Consider the following 20,355-nt stretch of genomic DNA (forward strand, 5'->3'; position numbering starts at 1 on the left):
TGCTAATAGACGCTGAAACAAGTTCACCATGACATAAAATTTAACCAAGTCATTGCCTAATTATAATAAGTTTTAAAAGTATGTTATCGGTCGTTACTAAATCGGATTTGCGTAATGTTGTAGCTCGATTCCGTAAGGAGGGTAAAAAAATAGGTTTTGTACCTACAATGGGGGCGTTACATGAAGGGCATTTGTCATTGGTGGATATCGCAAAGCAAAGCGCAGATATCGTAGTTGTAAGTATATTCGTAAATCCTACACAGTTTGCCGAAGGTGAGGATTTTGATAAATATCCGCGCACGATAGAAGATGACAAAAAAAAGCTTCAAACAAAAAATGTAGACATAGTTTATCTGCCGAGCAAGGAGGAGATGTACCCTCAAGGGTTTGACATAAAAATATCGGTAGGGCAAATAGCAAAAGAACTCGAAGGCGTTACCAGACCGCATTTTTTCGATGGTGTTGCATTGGTGGTAAATAAATTATTCATGCAGGTGCAGCCTGATATAGCCGTATTCGGACAGAAAGATTACCAGCAGCTACATGTTATACGCAAGTTGGTTGCGGCTTTTGACATAGCTGTAAAAGTAATCGGTGCAGATATTGTCAGGGAAAAAAACGGTCTTGCCATGTCGTCACGCAATAGGTACTTATCTGATGAAAAAAGGGAACTGGCAGCTAATTTATATAGGATAATGAATGAAGTAGCCAACAATATAAAAAAAGGCAGCTCTTTTGAAAAGGCGTTATATTGGGGAAAGGAGGAATTGCAAAAGGCAGGCTTTACAAAAGTTGATTACCTTGAAATCAGGAATCCACAAACACTGTTAAAAACCGACTCCCTGCCCGCAAGACTTCTGGCAGCGGTATATTTGGACGAGGTAAGGCTGATAGATAATATTCAGATAGTATAGTTGCAAAATGGCAACATTGCTCATTATAAAAACCTTAAATTGTCCGATTGGTAAATTATGCGTACTCATTTATGGTGCATTAATCTATATATCATATGGGCAATTTATTATATATAGTATGAGTGTGTAGTAACTTTGAATTTAATTTACTCATCTTTGTCATCCTATGAAAAAAATTTAGTAAAATTTTTTATCATGGGATCCAATTCGAAAAGTTTAGGAAAACTTTTCGATATTAAAAAAGTTTCCTAACTTTTTTAAATGTGGATTCAACTATAATTTGTTTTACTAAACAAATTCGTGGAATGACAATGATAGACAAATTAAAACTTTATACATAACCGGAATTAATAAGTTGTTGCATAGGGATTAGTAATATTTGAGAATCTGCATCAAAGACAAACCTTTAAGATGTTAACTTTTTGTTAATAAGGGGGTGGTAGAATTTTCAAATATTGAATAAATTTTGTTGGAGTTATATAAAATGTATTTTAGAAATGTTGCAATTGTCTTAACGTTAGTTGTATCCTTCCTGATATGTGTTTCACCGCAATCATCATATGCCTATCAAACAACTGAGGATTCAAAAATTTCCGATCCTCTGGAATCGGTGAACAGGGTAATATACGGCTTTAATATGTTCCTTGATAAGATAATTATAGAGCCTGTTGCAAAAGCCTATAAAAAAGTAGTGCCGGAAGTCGGACGGAAAGGAATAAGCAACGTATTGCAGAATCTTACGGAGCCTGTAACATTCGCAAATTCAATATTACAAGCTGATGCGGAAAATACATTCACCACTTTCTGGCGATTTGCAATTAACTCCACTGTCGGTATTGCAGGTCTGTTCGATGTTGCAAAGCATGGCGGTCTTGAGCATAGGGGAGAGGATCTGGGGCAGACTTTCGGAAAATATGGCGTAGGAAACGGTCCTTACCTTATGCTGCCTATCATAGGTCCTTCAAATACAAGGGATCTTTTCGGTAGTGTCGGTGATTCTTTCATGGATCCGTATAACTACACGGTAGATGAGTACGGAATAGCCGGACGTAACCTTTTAGAAGGTCTGGACACCAGAGTTGAGCTTTTAGGTCTGCTTGATGATATTGAGGAGTCTTCCCTTGACCCATATGCTACCATAAGAAGCCTTTACACCCAAAAACGTAATGATGAGATTAGGAACGGTAAAAGTTCGGCTCTTAAAAAGTAACATTTTCCTTGCAAAAATATAATTTAACCATATAAAAGCACTTGTAAAACAATTCTTTTTAATAACGAGTGGTTCGGGTTTTGCTTGTATGTGCGTGTTATATTATCGAACACTCTCCTATTATTAAAATGAATTAACTGTAAAAAATATCGCAGTTGTGTTATGGTTTTAATCAATAATATATATTATAAAGAAGCTTATGAATATTTTTCGTTCTAGATTTTTGATAACATTAGTTATCACTTTTATAGCTAATGTTGCGTATGCCGATGTTGAGGGAGCCCAAAAATTCGTAAAGGAATTGGGTGATACGACTATTGAAACAGCTAAATCTACCGAACTATCCGTTGATGATAAGGAACAAAAATTAATAGAACTTTTTGAAAAGTCTGTTGATACGGCTTGGATAGCTAAATTCGTTATGGGTCAATATTGGCGCGATATGTCCGAAGAAAAACAAAATGAATATAAAAAGCTTTATCATAAATATCTGCTTCAAACATACGTTCCTGAATTTAAGACCTATACCGATGAAAAATTAAAATTCCTCAGTTCTGAAAAAGAATATGAAAATGAGTATATAGTAAAAACCGAGATAGTTTCTGCTAACGGTAATGCATATAGAGTTGACTATAAGGTTAGGAAAAACACTGACTCCGATTATAAAATATTTGACGTAGTAGCCGAAGGCATAAGCCTTATAACTACCCACCGTTCTGAGTTCGGTTCTATAGTTTCGAGAAAGAATGTCGACTTCCTTATCAAAAAACTGGATCAGAAAACCGGTAAGGAAAATTCTAATTAAACGATAATACTGCTTATTTTTATATTCCTAAATAAGAGATTGAAAAATTATAATAACTTTTCTATGTCGCTATAAACAACGGCTTTTTCTTCACGTTTTATAATATTTCCTATCTCAAAAACAGTTTCACCTGATTCTTCTAATATGGATTTAATTTGTGACGAATCATTCTTGCCGACAACTATAATCATTCCGATGCCGCAATTGAATGTTTTTAACATCTCTTCTGCCGTAATCTCTCCTAAGTTAGCAAGGAACTTGAAAACACAAGGCATAGTCCAAGCAGAACAATCAATATTCACCGCAATATCATCGGAAAGGACACGAGGAATATTCTCGGTAAAACCACCGCCGGTAATATGGGCAAGTGCCTTGACTTTGTCAGTCCTGATAGCTTCCAAGCATGACTTTATATATATTTTTGTAGGCGTAAGGAATACCTCACCTAATGTTTTACTATCATCAAACGGGGCGGGGCTTGAATAATCAAGTCCGTTATTATCAATAATATGCCTGACCAGTGAATAACCGTTAGAATGTATTCCGCTAGATGCCAGACCTAATATGACATCACCCTCTTTTATATCGCCTTTAGGCAATATATTTTTGCGTTCTACCGCACCCACGGCAAAACCTGCCAAATCGTAATGACCTTCGGCATACATTCCGGGCATTTCGGCAGTTTCACCACCTATCAGGGCGGCGTTAGCAAGCTTGCAGCCATCGGCTATGCCTTTTATTACATCATAGGCTACATCATTGCTTAATTTTCCGGTTGCAAAATAATCAAGAAAAAATAACGGCTCGGCTCCCTGTACTACCAGATCGTTCACGCACATAGCAACTAAATCTATCCCGATGGTGTCATGTTTATTTACCTCAAAGGCGATTTTCAGTTTTGTGCCTACTCCGTCATTTGCGGAAACCAGAACGGGGTCATCATACTTACAGGCGGCTAAATCGAATAATCCGCCAAAGCCGCCAAGGTCGGCATCAGCACCTATTCTTGAGGTGGATTTTGCCAGCGGTTTTATCTTATCTACCAAACGGTTGCCGGCATCTATATCTACGCCTGCATCTTTATATCTGTTATTCATAATAAATTCTTGGACATCAATAAAAATTAGTGTACAAAAAATATACGTTTTTAAAGAATTTACAAGTAACAATAAGCTATGCGTAATAATTTTGTACTAATAATAACTTTTATTTTGTGTTTATTCTCCGGTTTAGCTAATGCGGCAGGGATATTTACCATTAATAATCTGAAAGTCAGCGGTAAGGGCGAAAATGCAAAAGAGGCCAAAAATAATGCTATTGATGTGGCACAGGCTCAGGCATTTAAAGAGTTGCTGAAGCGCATCACGCCCGACTATACGCAGAACATTTGGCCCGAACCGGACAAGGAGGAGATATCCGAACTGGTACAGGGAATAGATATAGATAAGGAAAAAGTGACTTCAACCCACTACGAAGCGGTCATAAACATATCTTTCAATGAAGTGTTCGTAGAAAAATTATTACAGGAAGCAGGAGTTTCTTATACGGGAACAAAAGCAGATCCGGTGCTTCTTATACCGCTTTTAATAACAAATGGAGAAGGCGTTATCTGGGATCGCAGTAACTACTGGCAGGCTGCGTGGAAAGAAGCCCTCGAAGATAGCAGTTTTGCTAATTTCATAATACCCGAAGGCGACCTTGGCGATATATCTGCCGTCAATATCTCAAGCCTTATGGAAAACGATTTGCCTCTTAGTTTTAATGAAAGGGAAAAGATAAAGTTCCTTATCAATAAGTATAATGTGGACAAAGTGATGCTGGCAAAGGCTTTTCCTAGCGAATATAACGGAACTATCGGTATTGAAGTGGAAACGTCTTATATAAGTGAAGATGAGCCGCAAAAAAAATCGCAAAAATTCTACGGAAAAGCTGAAAATGAGAATGTGAATCAGGTAATGGCGAAAGCTGCCTCTAGCATAATATCGAATATAGAAAGAAAATGGAAAGATGAGCAGGAACAAATACGTCAGTCAAAAGCCGAGATAAATATCAATGTTCCGGTAAAAGACCTAAATGACTGGAACGAAACTTATAACCGACTAAAAAGCTTTAGCTTTATTAATAAGATAAATACTAAATATATTACGGTGGAATTTATATCTTTAGACCTGTTCTTTCAGGAGGGATATGAGAAATTCATAGTCAATCTGGCACAAAACGGAATGTTCCTTGAAAAGCGTTCAAACGGTCTTTTCTTGAGAAAGCAGGATTCTATGCCGTCATGGTTTGAACCTGCAAGCTATGAAGGCTATATTATGAATTCTGACGGCAAATTCGGCATTAAATAATTAAGGAGGTTTAGTGAACACAAGAGATAAGCTGTTGTTCTGGCTAATAGGTTTTTCATTACTTGGAGGCTTCTTGTATATGGTCAGCGGCATCTTACTGCCGTTCGTAGTTGCAATGATAGCTGCCTATTTTCTTGACCCTGCCGCCGATAAACTTGAGAATTTCGGTTTATCACGCTCAATTGCGACTTTAATTATTACCGGTGTATTTTTTGTCACGGTAATTTTGATAGCAATGCTGGTAGCTCCGATACTCTATGACCAGCTACTTTCAATGTTCAGGAAGATTCCCGAATATATTACCCTTGCCAATGAAAAGTTCTTGCCGAAATTCTCAAGCATATTAGAGCAGATTGATCCCGATGCCATAAACAAGGCTAAGGAATCCGTCAGTGAGATATCCGCTTACGCTTTCAGGTTCGTAACAAAGGTTATGGGTAATATATGGAACTCAGGGATTGCGGTAGTCAATATCCTGTCTTTGTTATTTGTTACCCCGATAGTTACTTTTTATATGCTGCGTGATTGGGATAGGTTACTTGAGAAGGTAAAGGGGTGGCTGCCTGCCGATAATAAAAAGGTTATTCTTGAGCAAGCCCATGAAATCGACAAAACCCTTTCAGGCTATATAAGAGGGCAAACAAATGTATGTATTATTTTAGGAGCTTTCTACGGTGTGGCGTTAAGCCTTGTCGGGCTTGAGTTCGGCTTTGCGATAGGTCTTGCTACGGGCATATTGTCTTTTATCCCTTATGTAGGGCTGTTGTTCGGTTTCGTTGTGGGCATGGTTATTGCCGTATTGCAATTCGGGAATATTATTGATGTCGGTATTGTCGCATCAATATTTATTATAGGGCAGATAGTAGAAGGGAACTTCATTACCCCTAAACTTGTAGGTGATAAGGTGGGGCTGCACCCTGTCTGGATAATCTTCGGAATGATGGCAGGTGCTTCTATGTTCGGTTTCTTAGGTATATTGCTTGCCATACCAGTAACTGCCGTAATCGGTGTGTTGGTAAGGTTTTCGCTTGCACAGTATTTAAAAAGCTCTTTTTATAAAGTTGAAAAACCTAAAAAAACACCCAAAAGCCCGAGAGCGGCTAAAAGTAACGGTTAGTTATGCCACAAGAATCCTTTGATTTGTCAGTAAAAATACCCGTAAGGGAAGATGACTACATCATATCTAATTCCAATATAAACGCATTTTCTCTTATAAGTAAATGGCCGCAGTGGGACTCGAAAATATTATTGCTTTATGGTCCTGAATCCTGTGGCAAGACCCATCTTGCAAAAATATGGTGTAAAAATGCAAATGCCGTATCTTTGTCTGCTGAAGATATATATGCGAATAATTTTGACCTGTCTAAAAACCATCTTCTGGACGATCTGGAAAAAGTATGTGATGAACCGGCCTTGCTGCATTTTTATAATATGGTTAAAGAGGCAGATAGCGGATATCTTATGATGACCGCAGGCAACAGCCCGTCAAATATGAAGATACGACTTGCAGACCTCAAGTCAAGACTTGGTGCGGTTGCATCTATAGGCATAAGTGACCCTGACGACGAGATACTCAGACAGATACTGGTAAAACAATTTGCCTCAAGGCAGTTAAAGGTTGATATGGACGTAATAAAATATATCGTATCACGTATGGAAAGATCGTTCCGAGCGGCAGAAAAATTGGTCGATATCATTGATGAGGAGGCTCTTAAACAGAAAAAAAATATCACCATACCTTTTGTTAAGACTCTTTTGGAAAACCAATGAAAAGCATTCAGACCATAATAAAGGTAAATAAACAGGCACTAGATGAAAAGCGTCAGGAACTGGCAGAGCTTGAAGGGCAAAAAGAACAGCTTATAAACTGGCAAAAGAAAATGAAAGACGAGCTTGCAAAAGAATTTGATTTTGCAGTAAAAAATCCTGAGATGAGCATTACCTTTGACTATTACCGAAAATTGATAAGCCGGCGTCAGGTAAACCTGCAATTAGCCTTAAATGACCTGAACTTGCAGATTGAGAATATAACATTACAGATAGCCGAGCTTTTCGGTGAAGTAAAAAAATATGAAATAATAGAACAGCAAAAACTGGCTAAAATATTGAAAGAGCAAAAGCTCCGAGATTCAAAAGCCCTTGATGAGATTGCTATTAGTAATTACCTAAAAGAACGTAACGGGCAGTAGGTAGTGTCCACAAATTATGGTAAATTAACTTTTCAACAATGCTGTCATCCCCCGAATTTGCAAAGCAAATTATAGGGGGATCTCATTTGAAATTATAGAGAAGGGCTAATCACATTTATATTTTTCCCTTAGAGCCATAATCGTAGCCTCAGGTGCGGATATATTGAGGTCGTTTTTAGGATTTTTAGTCCATTCTAAGAACACTTTGGCAAGATCATGTGCCGATATGTCTTCCGGAATACACGTTTTGGTATTAGCCTTTTCTGCTTGAAGTATTATCAATATCCCGCCTATCCCGAAAAAATAACCGTTACATGAGGCTCTTTTTGCAATGTTTTCCGTAGTATTGAACACATTCTCGAAGTGATGCTGGCAAGATGCGTATATATCCCCCGCCCTTACTATAGGAGCCGTTTTAGGCTCGGATTTCAACGGCTGTTCGGAGGTTATTACATCGTCCTTTACCGCACGCCCCTCATCAGCAACCGCCTTTTCTCCATAGACAAAAGTAGATATTATCAAAAATAATGACGATAGTATTATGGTTCTCATTTTTCGGATTCCTGTTTTTTTTGTGTAGTTTTCCTTCTAAGGAGGTTCTTACGCAAATTTTCCGCAGACCTTGATGATTGCGGTTGTTTTTTATTAATATTATTATCTTTTATAACTTTTGTCATAAAATGCTTGCCTTAATTATTAAGATGTGGCAAATTTCCGCCCCTTAAAGAATTATAGTTTATAAAAAAATAATATAAATATCTTTTTATAATAATAATTTATATTAGTTAAAAAAGCATTAAGATAGCCGCAGTAGCTCAGGGGTAGAGCACGTCATTGGTAATGACGGGGTCGGGAGTTCAATTCTCCCCTGTGGCACCATTTTATAAGTATTATAAAATAATGTGTTGATAGCCCCGTCAACGCCCCACCCAAAATTACAATTTTTAGCTTATGCCTATTTTACGCCTAATGTAACCCTTGCGTAAATTTGTTATTTAATCAATTTCTTTTAACTTGTTTTGTTTGGCTTGGTAGCCATCTAGTGCCTTTTTGGTTAATATGAAAGTTTTTTATAATTACGTTGTTTATCAAATAAGAATCATATAAAGTCAGAATCGAAGTTGTTGCATTTATCCCCTTTATATCAGTGCTTTAGCTCGGTAATGGCTTTTTCTGAACGGAGTATGGTTGCTTAGTTTATCAAATAACCATCAAATAAGATTTAGTGCTTTATGGTATAAAAAAATATAATATATGGAATGGGTAATGTTAAGCCCAGAAAGGTATATATTTAACATGCTTGCGAGAGGTGTTGTCTGGGTCTGATGGCTTTATAAATCCTTTCTTTAACGTGTCGGATATAATACGCGAAACTATTGCCTGATTCTTTTGTTCAATGCCAAAGCGTTCTCTAAGTGAGGAGTTTGTCATTAATTGATTTGATTCTTGGCACAAGCAAGCATGCCAATAACAAGCTCTAATTTTTTCTTCTTTATTCATTTTCGTCAGCGCTTTATATGCGTAAATAGTTATTCTGGTATGGTTTTGTTCAACTGAAAACTTTGGAGCCGGCAATTGTACTTTTTCAATTTCAAATAATACTTTATCGATTCCAGTTCCTCGTTCCTCGCAAATATTTATACGTCTCATGAATCTTGCTAGTATTTCATTTCTTGATTGTGGTGGGGAGTCTAAGAATCTATCCGTATCTATTAGAGGAACTCCGGGATTTGTAATTTCAATTCGGTCTTGGAATATTTCTACCATTGGACCGGTTCCACTTATAGTAAAGTTTTGGTGAATTAATGCATTTGCTACAAGTTCTCTTATTGCTAATTCTGGGTAAGTCTTGACTTCTTTTCTAAGTGCTTGACCAATAATTTCATTGCTTGGTAACTTGTCATTTATAAAGGATATAATATTCTCAAAACCTACTGCTTACCCCTTCTTTCCAACTTGTTCTTTGGTTGTTTGTACCCTGTTATTTCCATCATAAATTATTACCCGAATTGATTTTCTACTCAGGTGATCAAAGCTGTTTAAATCTTTAGCCGGTAGAACTCCGCCTAAATTAGTTATATGGTATTTGTTTTTGCTTTTTTTTATTAATTTTTCTTGCTCAAGGCATTCAAGAATACGACTCTTATTTTCAGGTAAGTTTTGACCTGTTAATTCAAAATATTTAGGATAGTCTAAAAGTGATAAAATATCATCATTAGTTAAGTCTTTTGCAGCAAGCCCCTTTTCAAAAACTATTTGTTTTGATTGCTCCCACAATGTGCGTTCTTTTTCCGGATACTCCTGTAATTTTTTCTTATAACTACCAATTCTTATATAGGACGTATCTTTAAATCGAACAGGCTGATGCCATGCCGGAGGTATTTCAATAATTACAACCGGCTTTTCTTCAAATAAGAACTCATGAATTGTAAAATCAATACGAGGAGTAAGTAAATTCATAAGCCAACTTTCTAACTCTTGGTTGCCTACTTTTTCTTGAGACGGCTTAAATTTAGTTCCACATATATTGTGACTGCTATCGTCAATTCCAAATATTAAATAACCGGCTTCTTTTTTATGAAGTGCTGCTGAATTAGACAATGCAGAAATGTACTCTCCCATTTCATCATTACGACACTTGCCTTCTTTAAATTCTAACCATTCACTTTCTTTAGGTAAACTAATGAAACTTTTTATTAGGTATCTTAATGAGGGCAAGGATATATTTGACATATTTCTAAATAATCACTTTTGCAACCACTTGCCTTCGGCTGACTGATAATATTCGGAAGCCTGAAGTTTTTCATATAACTTTTTTGCGGCAAGGGTTTCTACAACGTCCAGAGGCTGACCGTTTTCGGCGGAAATATTCTTATATGCTTCTTTGCGTTTTGCGTTTATCTCCTCTACAAGTGATGTAACCTCATCACCTGATTTTACCGCACCGATATAGCCGTTATTTTGCTCACCGACCAAACCGTTTGTCTTTGCGGTGGCAAGGTCTAGAGCATTTGCCATATTTGCGGACAATAAAACCGTAACTGCAACTATAAAATTTCTAACTATGTTCATTTGTATTTCTCCTTTAGAAAATATCCGAGTTAGACATTGCTTTTTCAAGATCCTTCTCAATCTCAACTTTGACCCTGTGGTCAATGTTAATGTTAAGGTTTATCTCGATAGGCTTGTCGGGTGCCTGAAATTTTACTTCATGCTTTGTACATGCAAGCGTAAAAACCATGAGCGTTAATGTGATATATTTTAATAGGTTCATTTTATTACCTGTTCTGTTTATATTGCGATATATCGTCCAGTCCCAGCATAGAACTTATCGACTCTATAACATCTCCACGGAAATTAATATTAAGATTAACTACCGCCCCATTATATACTTTCGGGTTATTTCCCCGAAGCTTTGCACTTATTTCCGGCTTACCGTCATGTTGACCTGTAATTAACTTTAAGTCATCATACATAAAATTTTTCAATAAATCACTTGTATTTTTTACCTGTTCGACATTTTGCGGTAATGCACCCAGATGTTTTTCACTTAATGACAAAATACCGTCGGTGAGGTTGTACATACTAGCCCCTTCAAAACTAAAGCCTTTTGAGTTTTTTCTTATAGGAATTGTTCCCGACATATTACCTGTAGCCTTCACGGTTTCATCATCTTTTAAAACGAACTTTAATAATTTTTCTAGCGAAACGGAATTTATATCGACCTTTGTTTCAAAGTTCTTTTTATCAAGAGGTAGTTTTGCAACGGACAGGCTACCTTCGGCAATATCGGCTTTTATGTTCTTGGCGTAAGTGCCTGTATTATTGCTTACCAGCATTCCTTTAATAGCAAACATTTTGTGTTTAGCATTTATCTGAAGCTCCAGACCAGAAGACGCCAAAGAGCCTTTGGCTGAAACGGAAACAGGCAGCCATATTACCGGAGTTCGCTCGTTCTTGTCTAAAGATATTTTATTTATAGCGGCATCTATAATATAAAACTGCTCGCCCGTTGTTAAAGATAACACCGCCCCTTCAATATTATATGACCTGTTATTTGCTAGTATATTACCTGATTTCAAAGTAGCTGTTAGCAATCGTGATTCGGTATTTATTTCGGCTTTGATAATAAAATTGGCGGTTATGTGCTTTTTATCCTTGTATATAATCCGGATTTCATCTGCCTTGATGGTTTTAAAGGGTATCTTTGCGAAAATATCAGGTGATGGAATTTTTTTAAAAATATCGCCCTGTTCGCCTGAAGGCTTGTCACCTGATCGGATTATATATGTGAAGCTGCTAAGTTCTATAGTATCAAAATTAAGGTTAGCGGCTTCCTTTATGTTGTAACTAATATTGATATCGGGAATAAATATTTCAGGTTCCATATCTATACGCAAATCGGATATCTTTATCCCCGTTAACGATACATCTGTTATTTTAAAATCACCGATGGGAATATTCATGGCTTGCAGCTTGTCACGCACGACTTCTGCAACCCATATTTTCCAAGGCATGGTAAAATAGGCAGTGACCGAAATGCCGGATAAGACTATAATAGCAATGAATAAAAATTTTAAAAAACGCATATAATGACTTTACGCTAATATTTTTAATATTTTAAGTATAATTTTTTCATTTTTATTATAGAGTTCAGCCTTTAAATGTACAACAGCGTAGAAATATGGTAGTTAGTGGAAAATACAGAAAATAATATCAATTTAAAAAAGTACAACCTCCTGTTTGCCGTGACATATGGGGCGGGTATAGCATTTATCAATATACTTTCTCAGGTTTTTGATATTGATTCCGGGAGTTTTGCCGATAATGTTATTATGATGGGCTGCATATATTTTGTTGCAGGTAGATTTTTCAATGATGAACAAAGGCTGCCTGATAAAACCGAACGTAAGAAATTGGTGATAGCCAACCTGATTATCAGCACGTTGATATCACTTGTTATACTGCTTTTTATAATATTACTGAGTCCTGACGGAGAACAGCTTTGGGGCTATATATTGAAAATATTAGTTAGTATAAGCATTTTTGCATGGGTAATGATAATAAGTTTAGTAGTTTTATTTTACTATTTTTTACTGACATTCTTATATTTTATTTCAGGGAAAATATTGATGAAACAAAAAAATAAAGATAGTTAAAGTTATGCCGGATATTCTATAAATTAATATACCGTCATTCACCGACTTGACCGGTGAGTCCATAATTGCATAAAATAGATTCGCCGACTAAATCGGCGAATGACACTATTTGAAAGACAAATTTTTGACCTGTAAAGCATATAGTCACTTTAAGATACTCAATAAAAAAACAACAAACACGGAACTTATGCAAACTAATCTGGTAAAAGTACTCTTTCCCCTGTTCTTGCCCGAACCGCTTACATATAGCGTGCCTACCGATATTAATATCAAAGAAGGGGATTTTGTTCAGGCAAGTATTAGTAATAAATCCTTAATCGGGGTTGTGTGGCAAACCGATATTTCCGATTCGGGCAAATATAAAATAAAACCTATAAATAAAAAACTCAATGCCGGAGCGTTATCACCCGATTTAATGAAATTCATAGATTGGGTAGCAGACTATACCTTATCAGGAAAAGGCATGGTGCTGAAAATGGCTATGAGCAGCCCTAAAGCACTGGAAGATGAAAAGCAGATAACCGCTTATGAGATTAACAAACAGGCTTTAAGTGATATAAAAATCAGTAAACACGGAATGCGGGTAATAAGCCTTTTAAATGAGGCGGGCGTGCCTCTGACAGCAGGTGAAATTGAAGAACAGGCAACTGTCGGAAAATCAGTCATAAAAACACTTGTTGATAAAGGGGCTATGCAAATAACCCTGATAGAGCCAAAGCGGGATATTCCCCATATCTCAAAACTTGACATAAACCTTTCGGCTAGCCAGCAAATTGCCGCTGATGAGCTATGTAAAAAAGTACAGGCACAGAAATTCAGTGCAACATTGTTAGACGGCGTTACAGGCTCAGGCAAAACGGAAGTATATTTTTCAGCAATAGAGCAGGCATTGCAGATAGAAGGCTCGCAAATTTTGATAATGCTGCCTGAAATAGCACTTACAACACAGATAGTACACCGTTTTGAACAAAAATTCGGCTTTGAGCCGACTCAGTGGCATTCAGGGTTGACTCTCACACGCAAAGAAAAGAACTGGCGTGACATATCACACGGCAGGGCAAGGCTTATTATAGGCGCACGCTCGGCATTGTTCCTACCATATACGAATTTGAGGGCAATAATAGTCGATGAGGAACATGACGGCTCTTACAAGCAGGAGGAGGGAGTAATATACCACGCAAGGGATATGGCGGTTGTGCGTGCCGGTATAGAAAAATGCCCCGTAATACTGGCATCTGCCACACCTTCAATTGAAACGGTAGAAAATGTCAGGTCAGGTAAATATTCTGTTTTAAAACTTGATTCACGTTTTGGGGAAGCCGTTATGCCCGATATTAAAATAGTTGATATGCGGCAGGAAAAATTAAGGGCGGGTAAGTGGATATCATCATTTTTAAAGGAGCAGCTTGCACAGAACATAATAGCAGGCAGGCAATCACTGTTATTTTTAAACAGGAGGGGATACGCACCGCTGACTCTTTGCCGTGAATGCGGATACCGATTTAAATGCCCCGATTGCTCAAGCTGGCTGGTAGAGCATAAAAGCTTCAAAAAGCTGATGTGCCATCATTGCGGGTTCAATCGGCATATACCCGAACAATGCCCTGAGTGTCTAAAGGAAGATAAACTTGTCTCCTGTGGTCCGGGGGTGGAAAGGATAGTTGAGGAATTACAGGACTTCTTTCCGACGGCGAGGATTTGCCTTATGACGGGTGATAATATCACGAGTTCTAAGCAGGTATCCGAAGTTCTAAGGTCAATTGCCGATGGCGAGGTAGATATAATTGTAGGGACGCAGGTCATAGCTAAAGGACATCACTTCCCGAAACTTACGCATGTTGGTGTGATAGATGCCGATTTGGGGCTTGAAGGCGGAGACCTTAGAGCCTCCGAACAGACATATCAGTTATTGCAGCAGGTAGCAGGCAGGGCAGGGCGTGAAAAACAAAAAGGCACGGTCATAATGCAAAGCTATATGCCCGATAATTCGGTAATGAAGTCACTTTCCACAGGCAGCCGTGACGATTTTATAAATACCGAGATACAAAGCCGCATGAAAACGAAAATGCCCCCATATTCAAGGCTGGCTTCCATAATAATATCCGGCAAGAATGAAAGACTTACCCAAAATATTGCAAAGGCAATCGTCAAAGCCGCCCCCCTACAGGATAAAGTTAGGGTTATGGGACCTGTGCCTGCAACCATATATATGCTGCGAGGCAATTACCGTTTCCGCATTCTGGTAAAAACCATGCGTAATATTAATATCCAAAAATGGATATCCAAACTGCTATCACAAGTAAAAACCCCTGCATCTGTTACCGTTAAAGTAGACATCGACCCTTATAGTTTTATGTAGCCGGAATATCTAACACTTCCCAAATAAAACTAATAATTTAAAAAATGATTTTTTCAGTTATTATTATGTAAATGTTCAATTTAAATAATACCGACTAAATATTAATGTCTATAGAAAGTGATATAATTGACGGCAAGGTTGAAAGTGTCGTAAGGCAAATCCCCCATCTTGAGGACGGTCGTATCGGGTCGTTATTTTTGTTCGCCGTTACTTTTGAGCAGGAAGAAATAGCCACCGGACTGCTTGAGGCAAGGTCGGCGGCTATCGACCCACGTATAGTTGAAGAGATATTCAAAGCCGCCGCCGTACATAATGAAGCCGAGCTGGTCAGAAAAATAATCAAGCAGTGTGGTGATAAGCTAACAAAAACAACAATGCTGGACGCTGCCAAAATGGCTGCTGTAGAACGCAACATCAAGGTCATTAAGATTATCGCAGAAGAAGGGCATCTTGATGACTATATCAACAAAGAAGATGAGGAAAATCCGCATCTACTTAAAATAGCGGTAGATACCGGGGACTATTTTTTTATAGAAAAACTTCTCGAACTTCCTGAGATGGAAGTTGATTTCCACCACATAGCCTACGCTGAAAAACGCGGTCAGCATCGAATGTCGGAATTGCTAAAACTGTTCAGGACAAAAGAAACAAAAAAATATGATATGATGGATACGGTATATGATTACGAAAAGGATCTGGTTGCCGTAGGACCGCACATGCAGGCCGAGCTTGAAAGGCGCAAGCGGGTATTGTCGCAGTCACGTTATAGGTTATAATAACTCTTGATTATAGTAAAAAATAGTGTATAAACACACCCCTTATATGAATTGTCCATGAAAAATGGACGCTAGGAGAATAAGATGAAACAAGACATACATCCCGATTATCACGAGATAACAGTAAAAATGACTAACGGTACCACTTTCAAGACCCGTTCCACTTACGGTAAAAAAGGTGATACTTTGCAGCTTGATATTGACATAAACACTCACCCTGCATGGACGGGCGGTACGGCTGTTCTTAACAAGAAAGCAGGTCGTGTTGCCGACTTCAATAAGAAATTCGGTAATATTAGCTTCTCTACCAAGAAGCAAGCAGCGAGTGCGAATAATGCCGAAAGTGCGGAAGGCGAATCAGAAAAATAGTTCCGTAAATAATAATATTACGGCTGTCAACTTTCCGACCCACCCGAACTATAGTGCCGAGAAAAAGTTACTATAATTTCGTATATCATACTGAATCAATTTTAGTTATCAATGATTGTCGAAATATACCGGATATAACGCTGAAACGTTCACTTCACTGTTTGATATCTCGGCATCGGAACGATTGCCTTCGCAAGGACATCTATAATCATAACTTACAGCCTTATGCTTAGGGTGGTAAATTATGTTCTGAACGTTTTGATTATCATCATATAATTCTTCGGCTCCTTCAGGAACGGTATAAGAATAACTTCCTCCGCCGCCATTTTCATCAATATGATGGTAAAAATAACCGCTTTCATCTACTACTATATAGACTTGCGGCTCTTCTTTTTTTGCTATCTCCGACTCGGATACTTTGCGGTAATATCCTTTACCGTCATCGGAATAATATATTGCGTTACCGTGTCTTTCACCGGCTTTTTGCCAGTTTATAGAGTTGGCATTAAAACTAAACGTAATTAATACGGCTATCAAACCTGCTTTTAAGTATATCATATCGCTACTATTTATTGATGTTTCTCCCATATGAGCCTAAAAATGTAATAGTTTTAAACCTCATAATATCAACATTAAACCCAATTTCTTAACAAATAGTTACCTGCCTTATATATTTTTTTATTTTTATTTATATATGGAATTCTCGTAAGATGCTTTTTACGTGTTTTTAGGCTAATTAATTAGATATTTAGCTTTATTTTGCTTTTAAAAGAATTTTGAAGTTGTTATAAAGATACAGGGGAAAACTATCTCAAACAGGGAAATTTTTAATGAGACTAAGCAGCAAGACCATAAAACCATTTTTAGGAAACGGCATAATTCACTTTATCGGAGTGGGCGGAATAGGAATGAGTGGTATTTGTGAGATACTGCATAATCTCGGCTATAACGTACAGGGCTCCGATTCTGCCAATAACTCAAACGTGCAGAGATTAAAGTCCCTTGGAATAAAGGTTATAGTCGGTCAAAAAGAAGAGAATGTGGAAGATGCCGAGGTTATAGTAAAATCATCGGCGATTAAGGATACCAACCCTGAAATAATAGCCGGCAGGGAAAGACGCATACCTATTATACAGCGTGCCGAGATGCTTGCCGAGATAATGCGTTTGAAATTATCTGTGGCAGTAGCCGGAACACACGGCAAGACAACCACCACTTCAATGGTGACTTCAATGTTTGATGCCGCTAACCTTGACCCTACCGTTATTAACGGCGGTATTATAAATAGATACGGTACTAATGCACATTTAGGTGATGGCGACTGGTTGATTGCCGAGGCTGACGAATCTGACGGTACGTTCCTGAAATTACCTGCCACTGTGGGCATTATAACCAATATCGACCCTGAGCATATGGAGCATTACGGCACTTTTGATGTTTTGAAAAAGTCTTTCCGTAATTTCATTGAGAATTTACCGTTCTACGGGTTTGGTGTTTTGTGCAAGGATCACCCTGAAGTAAGTGCATTGGCAACTACGATAAAGGACAGGAAAGTAATTACATACGGAATAGAAACGCAGGCTGATGTGAGGGCTGAAAATATCCGCATTGAAAAAGGCGGCAGCACGTATGATGTAGAAATATCCGATAAGCTAAAAGGCGGTTCCAGAAAAATAAAGAACATACACCTGCCTATGCCCGGACAGCACAATGTATTGAACTCACTAGCCGCTATATCTGTAGCTGCCGAGCTTGAGTTTGATAATAAAACTATTTTGAACGGCTTTAGTAAATTTCAGGGAATCAAGAGGCGTTTTACCAAAACGGGTGAATATAACGGTATTACTATAATTGATGATTACGGTCATCACCCCAAGGAGATTGCCGTAACTTTAAAAACGGCACAGGATACGGTTAAAGATACTAAAGGCAATGTTATTGCCGTAGTACAACCACACCGCTATAGTCGTGTGAAAGACCTGTTTAGTGATTTTTGCTCATGCTTTGCATTTGCTGACGAGGTTATCGTAAGCGATATATATGAGGCAGGCGAAACCCCTATTGAGGGCATTAACCGCGATTCTCTGGTGGACGGTATCAGGAAGTCTGGGCATAAGAACGTGGTTGCGTTAGAATCAAAAGATGAATTACCCCAAATAATAAAAAGGGACGCTAAATCAGGTGATGTTGTCGTATGCCTTGGTGCGGGAAGCATAAGCCTGTGGGCGAATGAACTTCCCGGTCAGCTTAAGGAGTTAAAGCCCGAATCTAATGGTGCAGCAATATCAGCATAATGGTTCCTAGCACTATCCTGTAATAGGCAAACGGCTTGAATCCGTGATTACTTATAAAATTTATTACGGTTCTCACTACTAAAAGGGCAGCAAAGAACGCAGCAAAGAAACCTATTGCAATTATTGCCACATTATCGAACGACAATATATCACGGTTTTTATAAAGGTCATATACGGTAGCACCCAGCATCGTCGGTATGGCTAGAAAAAACGAGAATTCCGTTGCGGTCTTCCTTTCTACCTTTAAAAGCAGCGAACCCATTATAGTAGCCCCGGAGCGGGAAGTTCCGGGAATCATGGCAAGTGCTTGTGCAAATCCTATCATGATAGCTGTTTTAAACGATATTTTCTCAATGGAGTCATATTTTGGTTTCGGAGCGGTTTTTTCTATAATAAGAATAAGTATCCCACCGACAATAAGACTGATAGATACAACCGTGGGCGAGAACAGAACTTCCTTAATAAAACTATGGAACATAACCCCAAGTACCGCGGCAGGTAGAAACGCCAGAGTAATATTAAATGCGAACTTTTGAGCTTCCTTTTGTTTTGGCAGACCTATCAGCACCTCGATAAGTTTTTTCCTGTAAAGCCAGCAAACGGCAAGAATAGCCCCAAGCTGTATGACTATTTCAAAAACCTTACCTTCGGGGCCTTTGAATTTCAGGATATCAATTAACAGTATAAGGTGTCCCGTCGATGATACGGGGATAAATTCCGTTAATCCTTCAACAATACCGAGTAACAGTGCCAGTAATGCGATTTTTATATCCATATCAGCGAACGAAAATATGCACTTCGCCACTATCTACAAGTTCGCTGTCCTGAAATGTTATCCTGATTTTATCAGGTGCGATACCCGTTCTTCTTAAAATATCGACAACATCATTGCTATTTGCCACGGATTGAGCCTTGTATGCACGGTTATCCCTTGCACTATCTGTTTGCGGTACTATTGCTACTATGTCGAAAAAAACATCGGGCTTTGCGTCCAAAGCGGCATCCACAACTTTCTCAAGTGGCTTTTCATACCCCACTACCTCTTTATTAAAACGTATTATCATTGCGGCATCTTCAGCGTTAGCGACACTGCTGCAAAAAAGCAACATTATTGAAAAAAATATTGAACAGAAAGTTTTCATCTCAAACCTATTTTTATACATTATCATGCTAACATATTGCTTAAATCAAATTGACGCAACATTTTTGAGAAAATCATTAAATTTTATTAATTTAAATTAATTGTGGTGCGTTGCACAAAGGGTGTTGACATATAGTTTTAGTAGATATATTTATGATGCTAGGCACTATTAATAAAAAATTAGGAGAAATTAAAATGTCTAATAACAAAAACCCATTTGCGGATTTTCTTGCAGGATGTTCTACGTCTAACCCGTTTGCTGCGGAGTGTGACTGGGATAGCGTTGTAAATGCAGGTCGTCAAAATGCTAAAGCGTGGTCTGACGCTGCTAAAGCTGCTAGCGAAGGAATACAAGCTATTGCTCGTCGTCAAGCTGAAGTGGCTCAAAAATCAGTTGAAGAATTCTCTAAATTCTTTAAAGATGCTTCATCTACAAAAAACCCTGAAGAAGGCATTGCTAAACAAGTTGAGTTCACTAAATGCTCTCTTGAATCAGCTATTAAAAATTGTAATGAAATTTCTGAAATAGCTTCTAAATCAAACAAAGAAGCTTCTGACATAATAAGCAAAAGAATTTCAAGTGCTTTGTCTGAAGTTGCTGCGAATGCTAACAGCTCTTCTAAGAAAAAAACTTCTGCTGCGGCGTAAGTAAAGTTTTTCTGATAAAATTAAGTCCTCTTTTTAGAGGACTTTTTTTTATTTACGATAGGGGTTTGCATTTACCTACTGCGACCGCCACCTCTTGGGCTACGAGGCGTTGCATTTGTTCCATCTGAGCTAAGTGATTGCTT

22 protein-coding genes, 1 tRNA gene and 1 pseudogene are annotated in these 20,355 nt (G+C 38.0%); 14 read left to right on the plus strand and 10 right to left on the minus strand.

Translation table 11 applies throughout. The annotated features are described in order from the left end of the window. The first annotated feature begins 80 nt into the window (after positions 1-80). The 3 genes from panC (at position 81) to O2942_05710 (ending at position 2,929) form a co-directional block, all read left to right on the plus strand. Entirely contained in the window at positions 81-914 is an 834-nt protein-coding gene (gene panC / locus O2942_05700; GenBank protein MDA0781743.1) for a pantoate--beta-alanine ligase, read from the plus strand. Positions 915-1,398: 484 nt separating this feature from the next. Further along, positions 1,399-2,124 carry a VacJ family lipoprotein gene (locus O2942_05705; protein ID MDA0781744.1) on the plus strand — a complete coding sequence of 242 codons (726 nt, stop codon included), beginning with the start codon at positions 1,399-1,401 and terminating at the stop codon, positions 2,122-2,124. Positions 2,125-2,323: 199 nt separating this feature from the next. Then, entirely contained in the window at positions 2,324-2,929 is a 606-nt protein-coding gene (locus tag O2942_05710; GenBank protein ID MDA0781745.1) for an ABC transporter substrate-binding protein, read from the plus strand. Positions 2,930-2,976: 47 nt separating this feature from the next. Here O2942_05710 and purM read toward each other — a convergent pair whose 3' ends face one another. Beyond that, positions 2,977-4,026 (minus strand): phosphoribosylformylglycinamidine cyclo-ligase, encoded by a 1,050-nt coding sequence (gene purM / locus O2942_05715; protein MDA0781746.1) that lies wholly within the window; start codon positions 4,024-4,026, stop codon positions 2,977-2,979. Between the two features lie 78 nt (positions 4,027-4,104). On the opposite strand from purM, the gene O2942_05720 reads away from it, so the two are divergent. The 4 genes from O2942_05720 to O2942_05735 are packed head-to-tail and all read left to right on the plus strand — an operon-like array spanning position 4,105 to position 7,466. After that, the gene (locus O2942_05720; GenBank protein ID MDA0781747.1) at positions 4,105-5,277 is read left to right on the plus strand and encodes a DUF2066 domain-containing protein; all 1,173 of its coding nucleotides are present in this window, start codon (positions 4,105-4,107) and stop codon (positions 5,275-5,277) included. Between the two features lie 13 nt (positions 5,278-5,290). Then, a complete protein-coding gene (locus tag O2942_05725) occupies positions 5,291-6,394 on the plus strand; it encodes an AI-2E family transporter (protein MDA0781748.1) in 1,104 nt (367 codons plus the stop codon). A gap of 2 nt (positions 6,395-6,396) precedes the next feature. After that, complete coding sequence (locus O2942_05730) at positions 6,397-7,047, plus strand: DnaA/Hda family protein (GenBank protein ID MDA0781749.1); 651 nt, start codon at positions 6,397-6,399, stop codon at positions 7,045-7,047. Then, positions 7,044-7,466 (plus strand): flagellar FliJ family protein, encoded by a 423-nt coding sequence (locus O2942_05735; GenBank protein ID MDA0781750.1) that lies wholly within the window; start codon positions 7,044-7,046, stop codon positions 7,464-7,466. The genes O2942_05730 and O2942_05735 overlap by 4 nt, the downstream gene beginning before the upstream one ends. A 105-nt stretch (positions 7,467-7,571) precedes the next feature. Here O2942_05735 and O2942_05740 read toward each other — a convergent pair whose 3' ends face one another. Both O2942_05740 and O2942_05745 read right to left on the minus strand, forming a co-directional pair. Then, positions 7,572-8,018: a Rap1a/Tai family immunity protein gene (locus O2942_05740; GenBank protein ID MDA0781751.1), complete on the minus strand. Its 447-nt coding sequence runs from the start codon at positions 8,016-8,018 to the stop codon at positions 7,572-7,574. Then, positions 8,015-8,143 carry a hypothetical protein gene (locus O2942_05745; protein ID MDA0781752.1) on the minus strand — a complete coding sequence of 43 codons (129 nt, stop codon included), beginning with the start codon at positions 8,141-8,143 and terminating at the stop codon, positions 8,015-8,017. The genes O2942_05740 and O2942_05745 overlap by 4 nt, the downstream gene beginning before the upstream one ends. Positions 8,144-8,270: 127 nt before the next feature. Between O2942_05745 and O2942_05750 the strand changes: the two genes are divergently transcribed. Beyond that, positions 8,271-8,345: transfer RNA gene (locus O2942_05750), tRNA-Thr, on the plus strand. A gap of 390 nt (positions 8,346-8,735) precedes the next feature. On the opposite strand, the pseudogene O2942_05755 reads toward O2942_05750, so the two are convergent. The 4 genes and pseudogenes from O2942_05755 to O2942_05770 form a co-directional block, all read right to left on the minus strand. Beyond that, positions 8,736-10,199, minus strand: a pseudogene (locus O2942_05755) (putative DNA binding domain-containing protein). 12 nt (positions 10,200-10,211) lie between these two features. After that, positions 10,212-10,538: a YdbL family protein gene (locus O2942_05760; protein ID MDA0781753.1), complete on the minus strand. Its 327-nt coding sequence runs from the start codon at positions 10,536-10,538 to the stop codon at positions 10,212-10,214. A 13-nt stretch (positions 10,539-10,551) separates the two neighbouring features. Next, positions 10,552-10,740 (minus strand): YnbE family lipoprotein, encoded by a 189-nt coding sequence (locus O2942_05765; GenBank protein ID MDA0781754.1) that lies wholly within the window; start codon positions 10,738-10,740, stop codon positions 10,552-10,554. Positions 10,741-10,744: 4 nt separating this feature from the next. Then, positions 10,745-12,055 (minus strand): YdbH domain-containing protein, encoded by a 1,311-nt coding sequence (locus O2942_05770; protein MDA0781755.1) that lies wholly within the window; start codon positions 12,053-12,055, stop codon positions 10,745-10,747. 105 nt (positions 12,056-12,160) lie between these two features. On the opposite strand from O2942_05770, the gene O2942_05775 reads away from it, so the two are divergent. The 4 genes from O2942_05775 (at position 12,161) to rpmE (ending at position 16,129) form a co-directional block, all read left to right on the plus strand. After that, a complete protein-coding gene (locus O2942_05775; GenBank protein ID MDA0781756.1) occupies positions 12,161-12,625 on the plus strand; it encodes an ABZJ_00895 family protein in 465 nt (154 codons plus the stop codon). A gap of 124 nt (positions 12,626-12,749) precedes the next feature. Next, on the plus strand, positions 12,750-14,984 hold the full coding sequence (locus O2942_05780) for a primosomal protein N' (GenBank protein MDA0781757.1): 2,235 nt from the start codon (positions 12,750-12,752) through the stop codon (positions 14,982-14,984). Positions 14,985-15,088: 104 nt separating this feature from the next. Next, complete coding sequence (locus O2942_05785) at positions 15,089-15,760, plus strand: hypothetical protein (GenBank protein MDA0781758.1); 672 nt, start codon at positions 15,089-15,091, stop codon at positions 15,758-15,760. An 84-nt stretch (positions 15,761-15,844) separates the two neighbouring features. Beyond that, on the plus strand, positions 15,845-16,129 hold the full coding sequence (gene rpmE, locus O2942_05790; GenBank protein ID MDA0781759.1) for a 50S ribosomal protein L31: 285 nt from the start codon (positions 15,845-15,847) through the stop codon (positions 16,127-16,129). A gap of 108 nt (positions 16,130-16,237) precedes the next feature. Here rpmE and O2942_05795 read toward each other — a convergent pair whose 3' ends face one another. Then, positions 16,238-16,687, minus strand: a complete 450-nt coding sequence (locus O2942_05795; protein MDA0781760.1) for a hypothetical protein — start codon at positions 16,685-16,687, stop codon at positions 16,238-16,240. Between the two features lie 272 nt (positions 16,688-16,959). On the opposite strand from O2942_05795, the gene murC reads away from it, so the two are divergent. Then, positions 16,960-18,423 carry a UDP-N-acetylmuramate--L-alanine ligase gene (gene murC, locus O2942_05800; protein ID MDA0781761.1) on the plus strand — a complete coding sequence of 488 codons (1,464 nt, stop codon included), beginning with the start codon at positions 16,960-16,962 and terminating at the stop codon, positions 18,421-18,423. Here murC and O2942_05805 read toward each other — a convergent pair. Both O2942_05805 and O2942_05810 read right to left on the minus strand, forming a co-directional pair. Further along, positions 18,398-19,198, minus strand: coding sequence for an undecaprenyl-diphosphate phosphatase (locus tag O2942_05805; GenBank protein MDA0781762.1), 801 nt, complete (start codon positions 19,196-19,198; stop codon positions 18,398-18,400). The two genes, murC and O2942_05805, sit on opposite strands and share 26 nt — an antisense overlap. 1 nt (position 19,199) lies before the next feature. Further along, complete coding sequence (locus O2942_05810; GenBank protein ID MDA0781763.1) at positions 19,200-19,565, minus strand: hypothetical protein; 366 nt, start codon at positions 19,563-19,565, stop codon at positions 19,200-19,202. A gap of 194 nt (positions 19,566-19,759) precedes the next feature. Between O2942_05810 and phaP the strand changes: the two genes are divergently transcribed. After that, positions 19,760-20,212 (plus strand): TIGR01841 family phasin, encoded by a 453-nt coding sequence (phaP, locus tag O2942_05815; protein ID MDA0781764.1) that lies wholly within the window; start codon positions 19,760-19,762, stop codon positions 20,210-20,212. Positions 20,213-20,355 lie beyond the last annotated feature (143 nt).

The sequence above is a fragment of the Pseudomonadota bacterium genome (assembly GCA_027620075.1).
Taxonomy (GTDB): domain Bacteria; phylum Pseudomonadota; class Alphaproteobacteria; order Rickettsiales; family UBA6187; genus 1-14-0-20-39-49.

Bases quoted from the DNA above. Each gene is read 5' to 3' on its own strand.
- panC (MDA0781743.1), top strand. From the start codon at position 81: ATGTTATCGGTCGTTACTAAATCGGATTTGCGTAATGTTGTAGCTCGA.
- O2942_05705 (MDA0781744.1), top strand. From the start codon at position 1,399: ATGTATTTTAGAAATGTTGCAATTGTCTTAACGTTAGTTGTATCCTTC.
- O2942_05710 (MDA0781745.1), top strand. From the start codon at position 2,324: ATGAATATTTTTCGTTCTAGATTTTTGATAACATTAGTTATCACTTTT.
- purM (MDA0781746.1), bottom strand. From the start codon at position 4,026: ATGAATAACAGATATAAAGATGCAGGCGTAGATATAGATGCCGGCAAC.
- O2942_05720 (MDA0781747.1), top strand. From the start codon at position 4,105: ATGCGTAATAATTTTGTACTAATAATAACTTTTATTTTGTGTTTATTC.
- O2942_05730 (MDA0781749.1), top strand. From the start codon at position 6,397: ATGCCACAAGAATCCTTTGATTTGTCAGTAAAAATACCCGTAAGGGAA.
- O2942_05735 (MDA0781750.1), top strand. From the start codon at position 7,044: ATGAAAAGCATTCAGACCATAATAAAGGTAAATAAACAGGCACTAGAT.
- O2942_05740 (MDA0781751.1), bottom strand. From the start codon at position 8,018: ATGAGAACCATAATACTATCGTCATTATTTTTGATAATATCTACTTTT.
- O2942_05745 (MDA0781752.1), bottom strand. From the start codon at position 8,143: ATGACAAAAGTTATAAAAGATAATAATATTAATAAAAAACAACCGCAA.
- O2942_05760 (MDA0781753.1), bottom strand. From the start codon at position 10,538: ATGAACATAGTTAGAAATTTTATAGTTGCAGTTACGGTTTTATTGTCC.
- O2942_05765 (MDA0781754.1), bottom strand. From the start codon at position 10,740: ATGAACCTATTAAAATATATCACATTAACGCTCATGGTTTTTACGCTT.
- O2942_05770 (MDA0781755.1), bottom strand. From the start codon at position 12,055: ATGCGTTTTTTAAAATTTTTATTCATTGCTATTATAGTCTTATCCGGC.
- O2942_05785 (MDA0781758.1), top strand. From the start codon at position 15,089: ATGTCTATAGAAAGTGATATAATTGACGGCAAGGTTGAAAGTGTCGTA.
- rpmE (MDA0781759.1), top strand. From the start codon at position 15,845: ATGAAACAAGACATACATCCCGATTATCACGAGATAACAGTAAAAATG.
- O2942_05795 (MDA0781760.1), bottom strand. From the start codon at position 16,687: ATGATATACTTAAAAGCAGGTTTGATAGCCGTATTAATTACGTTTAGT.
- murC (MDA0781761.1), top strand. From the start codon at position 16,960: ATGAGACTAAGCAGCAAGACCATAAAACCATTTTTAGGAAACGGCATA.
- O2942_05805 (MDA0781762.1), bottom strand. From the start codon at position 19,198: ATGGATATAAAAATCGCATTACTGGCACTGTTACTCGGTATTGTTGAA.
- O2942_05810 (MDA0781763.1), bottom strand. From the start codon at position 19,565: ATGAAAACTTTCTGTTCAATATTTTTTTCAATAATGTTGCTTTTTTGC.
- phaP (MDA0781764.1), top strand. From the start codon at position 19,760: ATGTCTAATAACAAAAACCCATTTGCGGATTTTCTTGCAGGATGTTCT.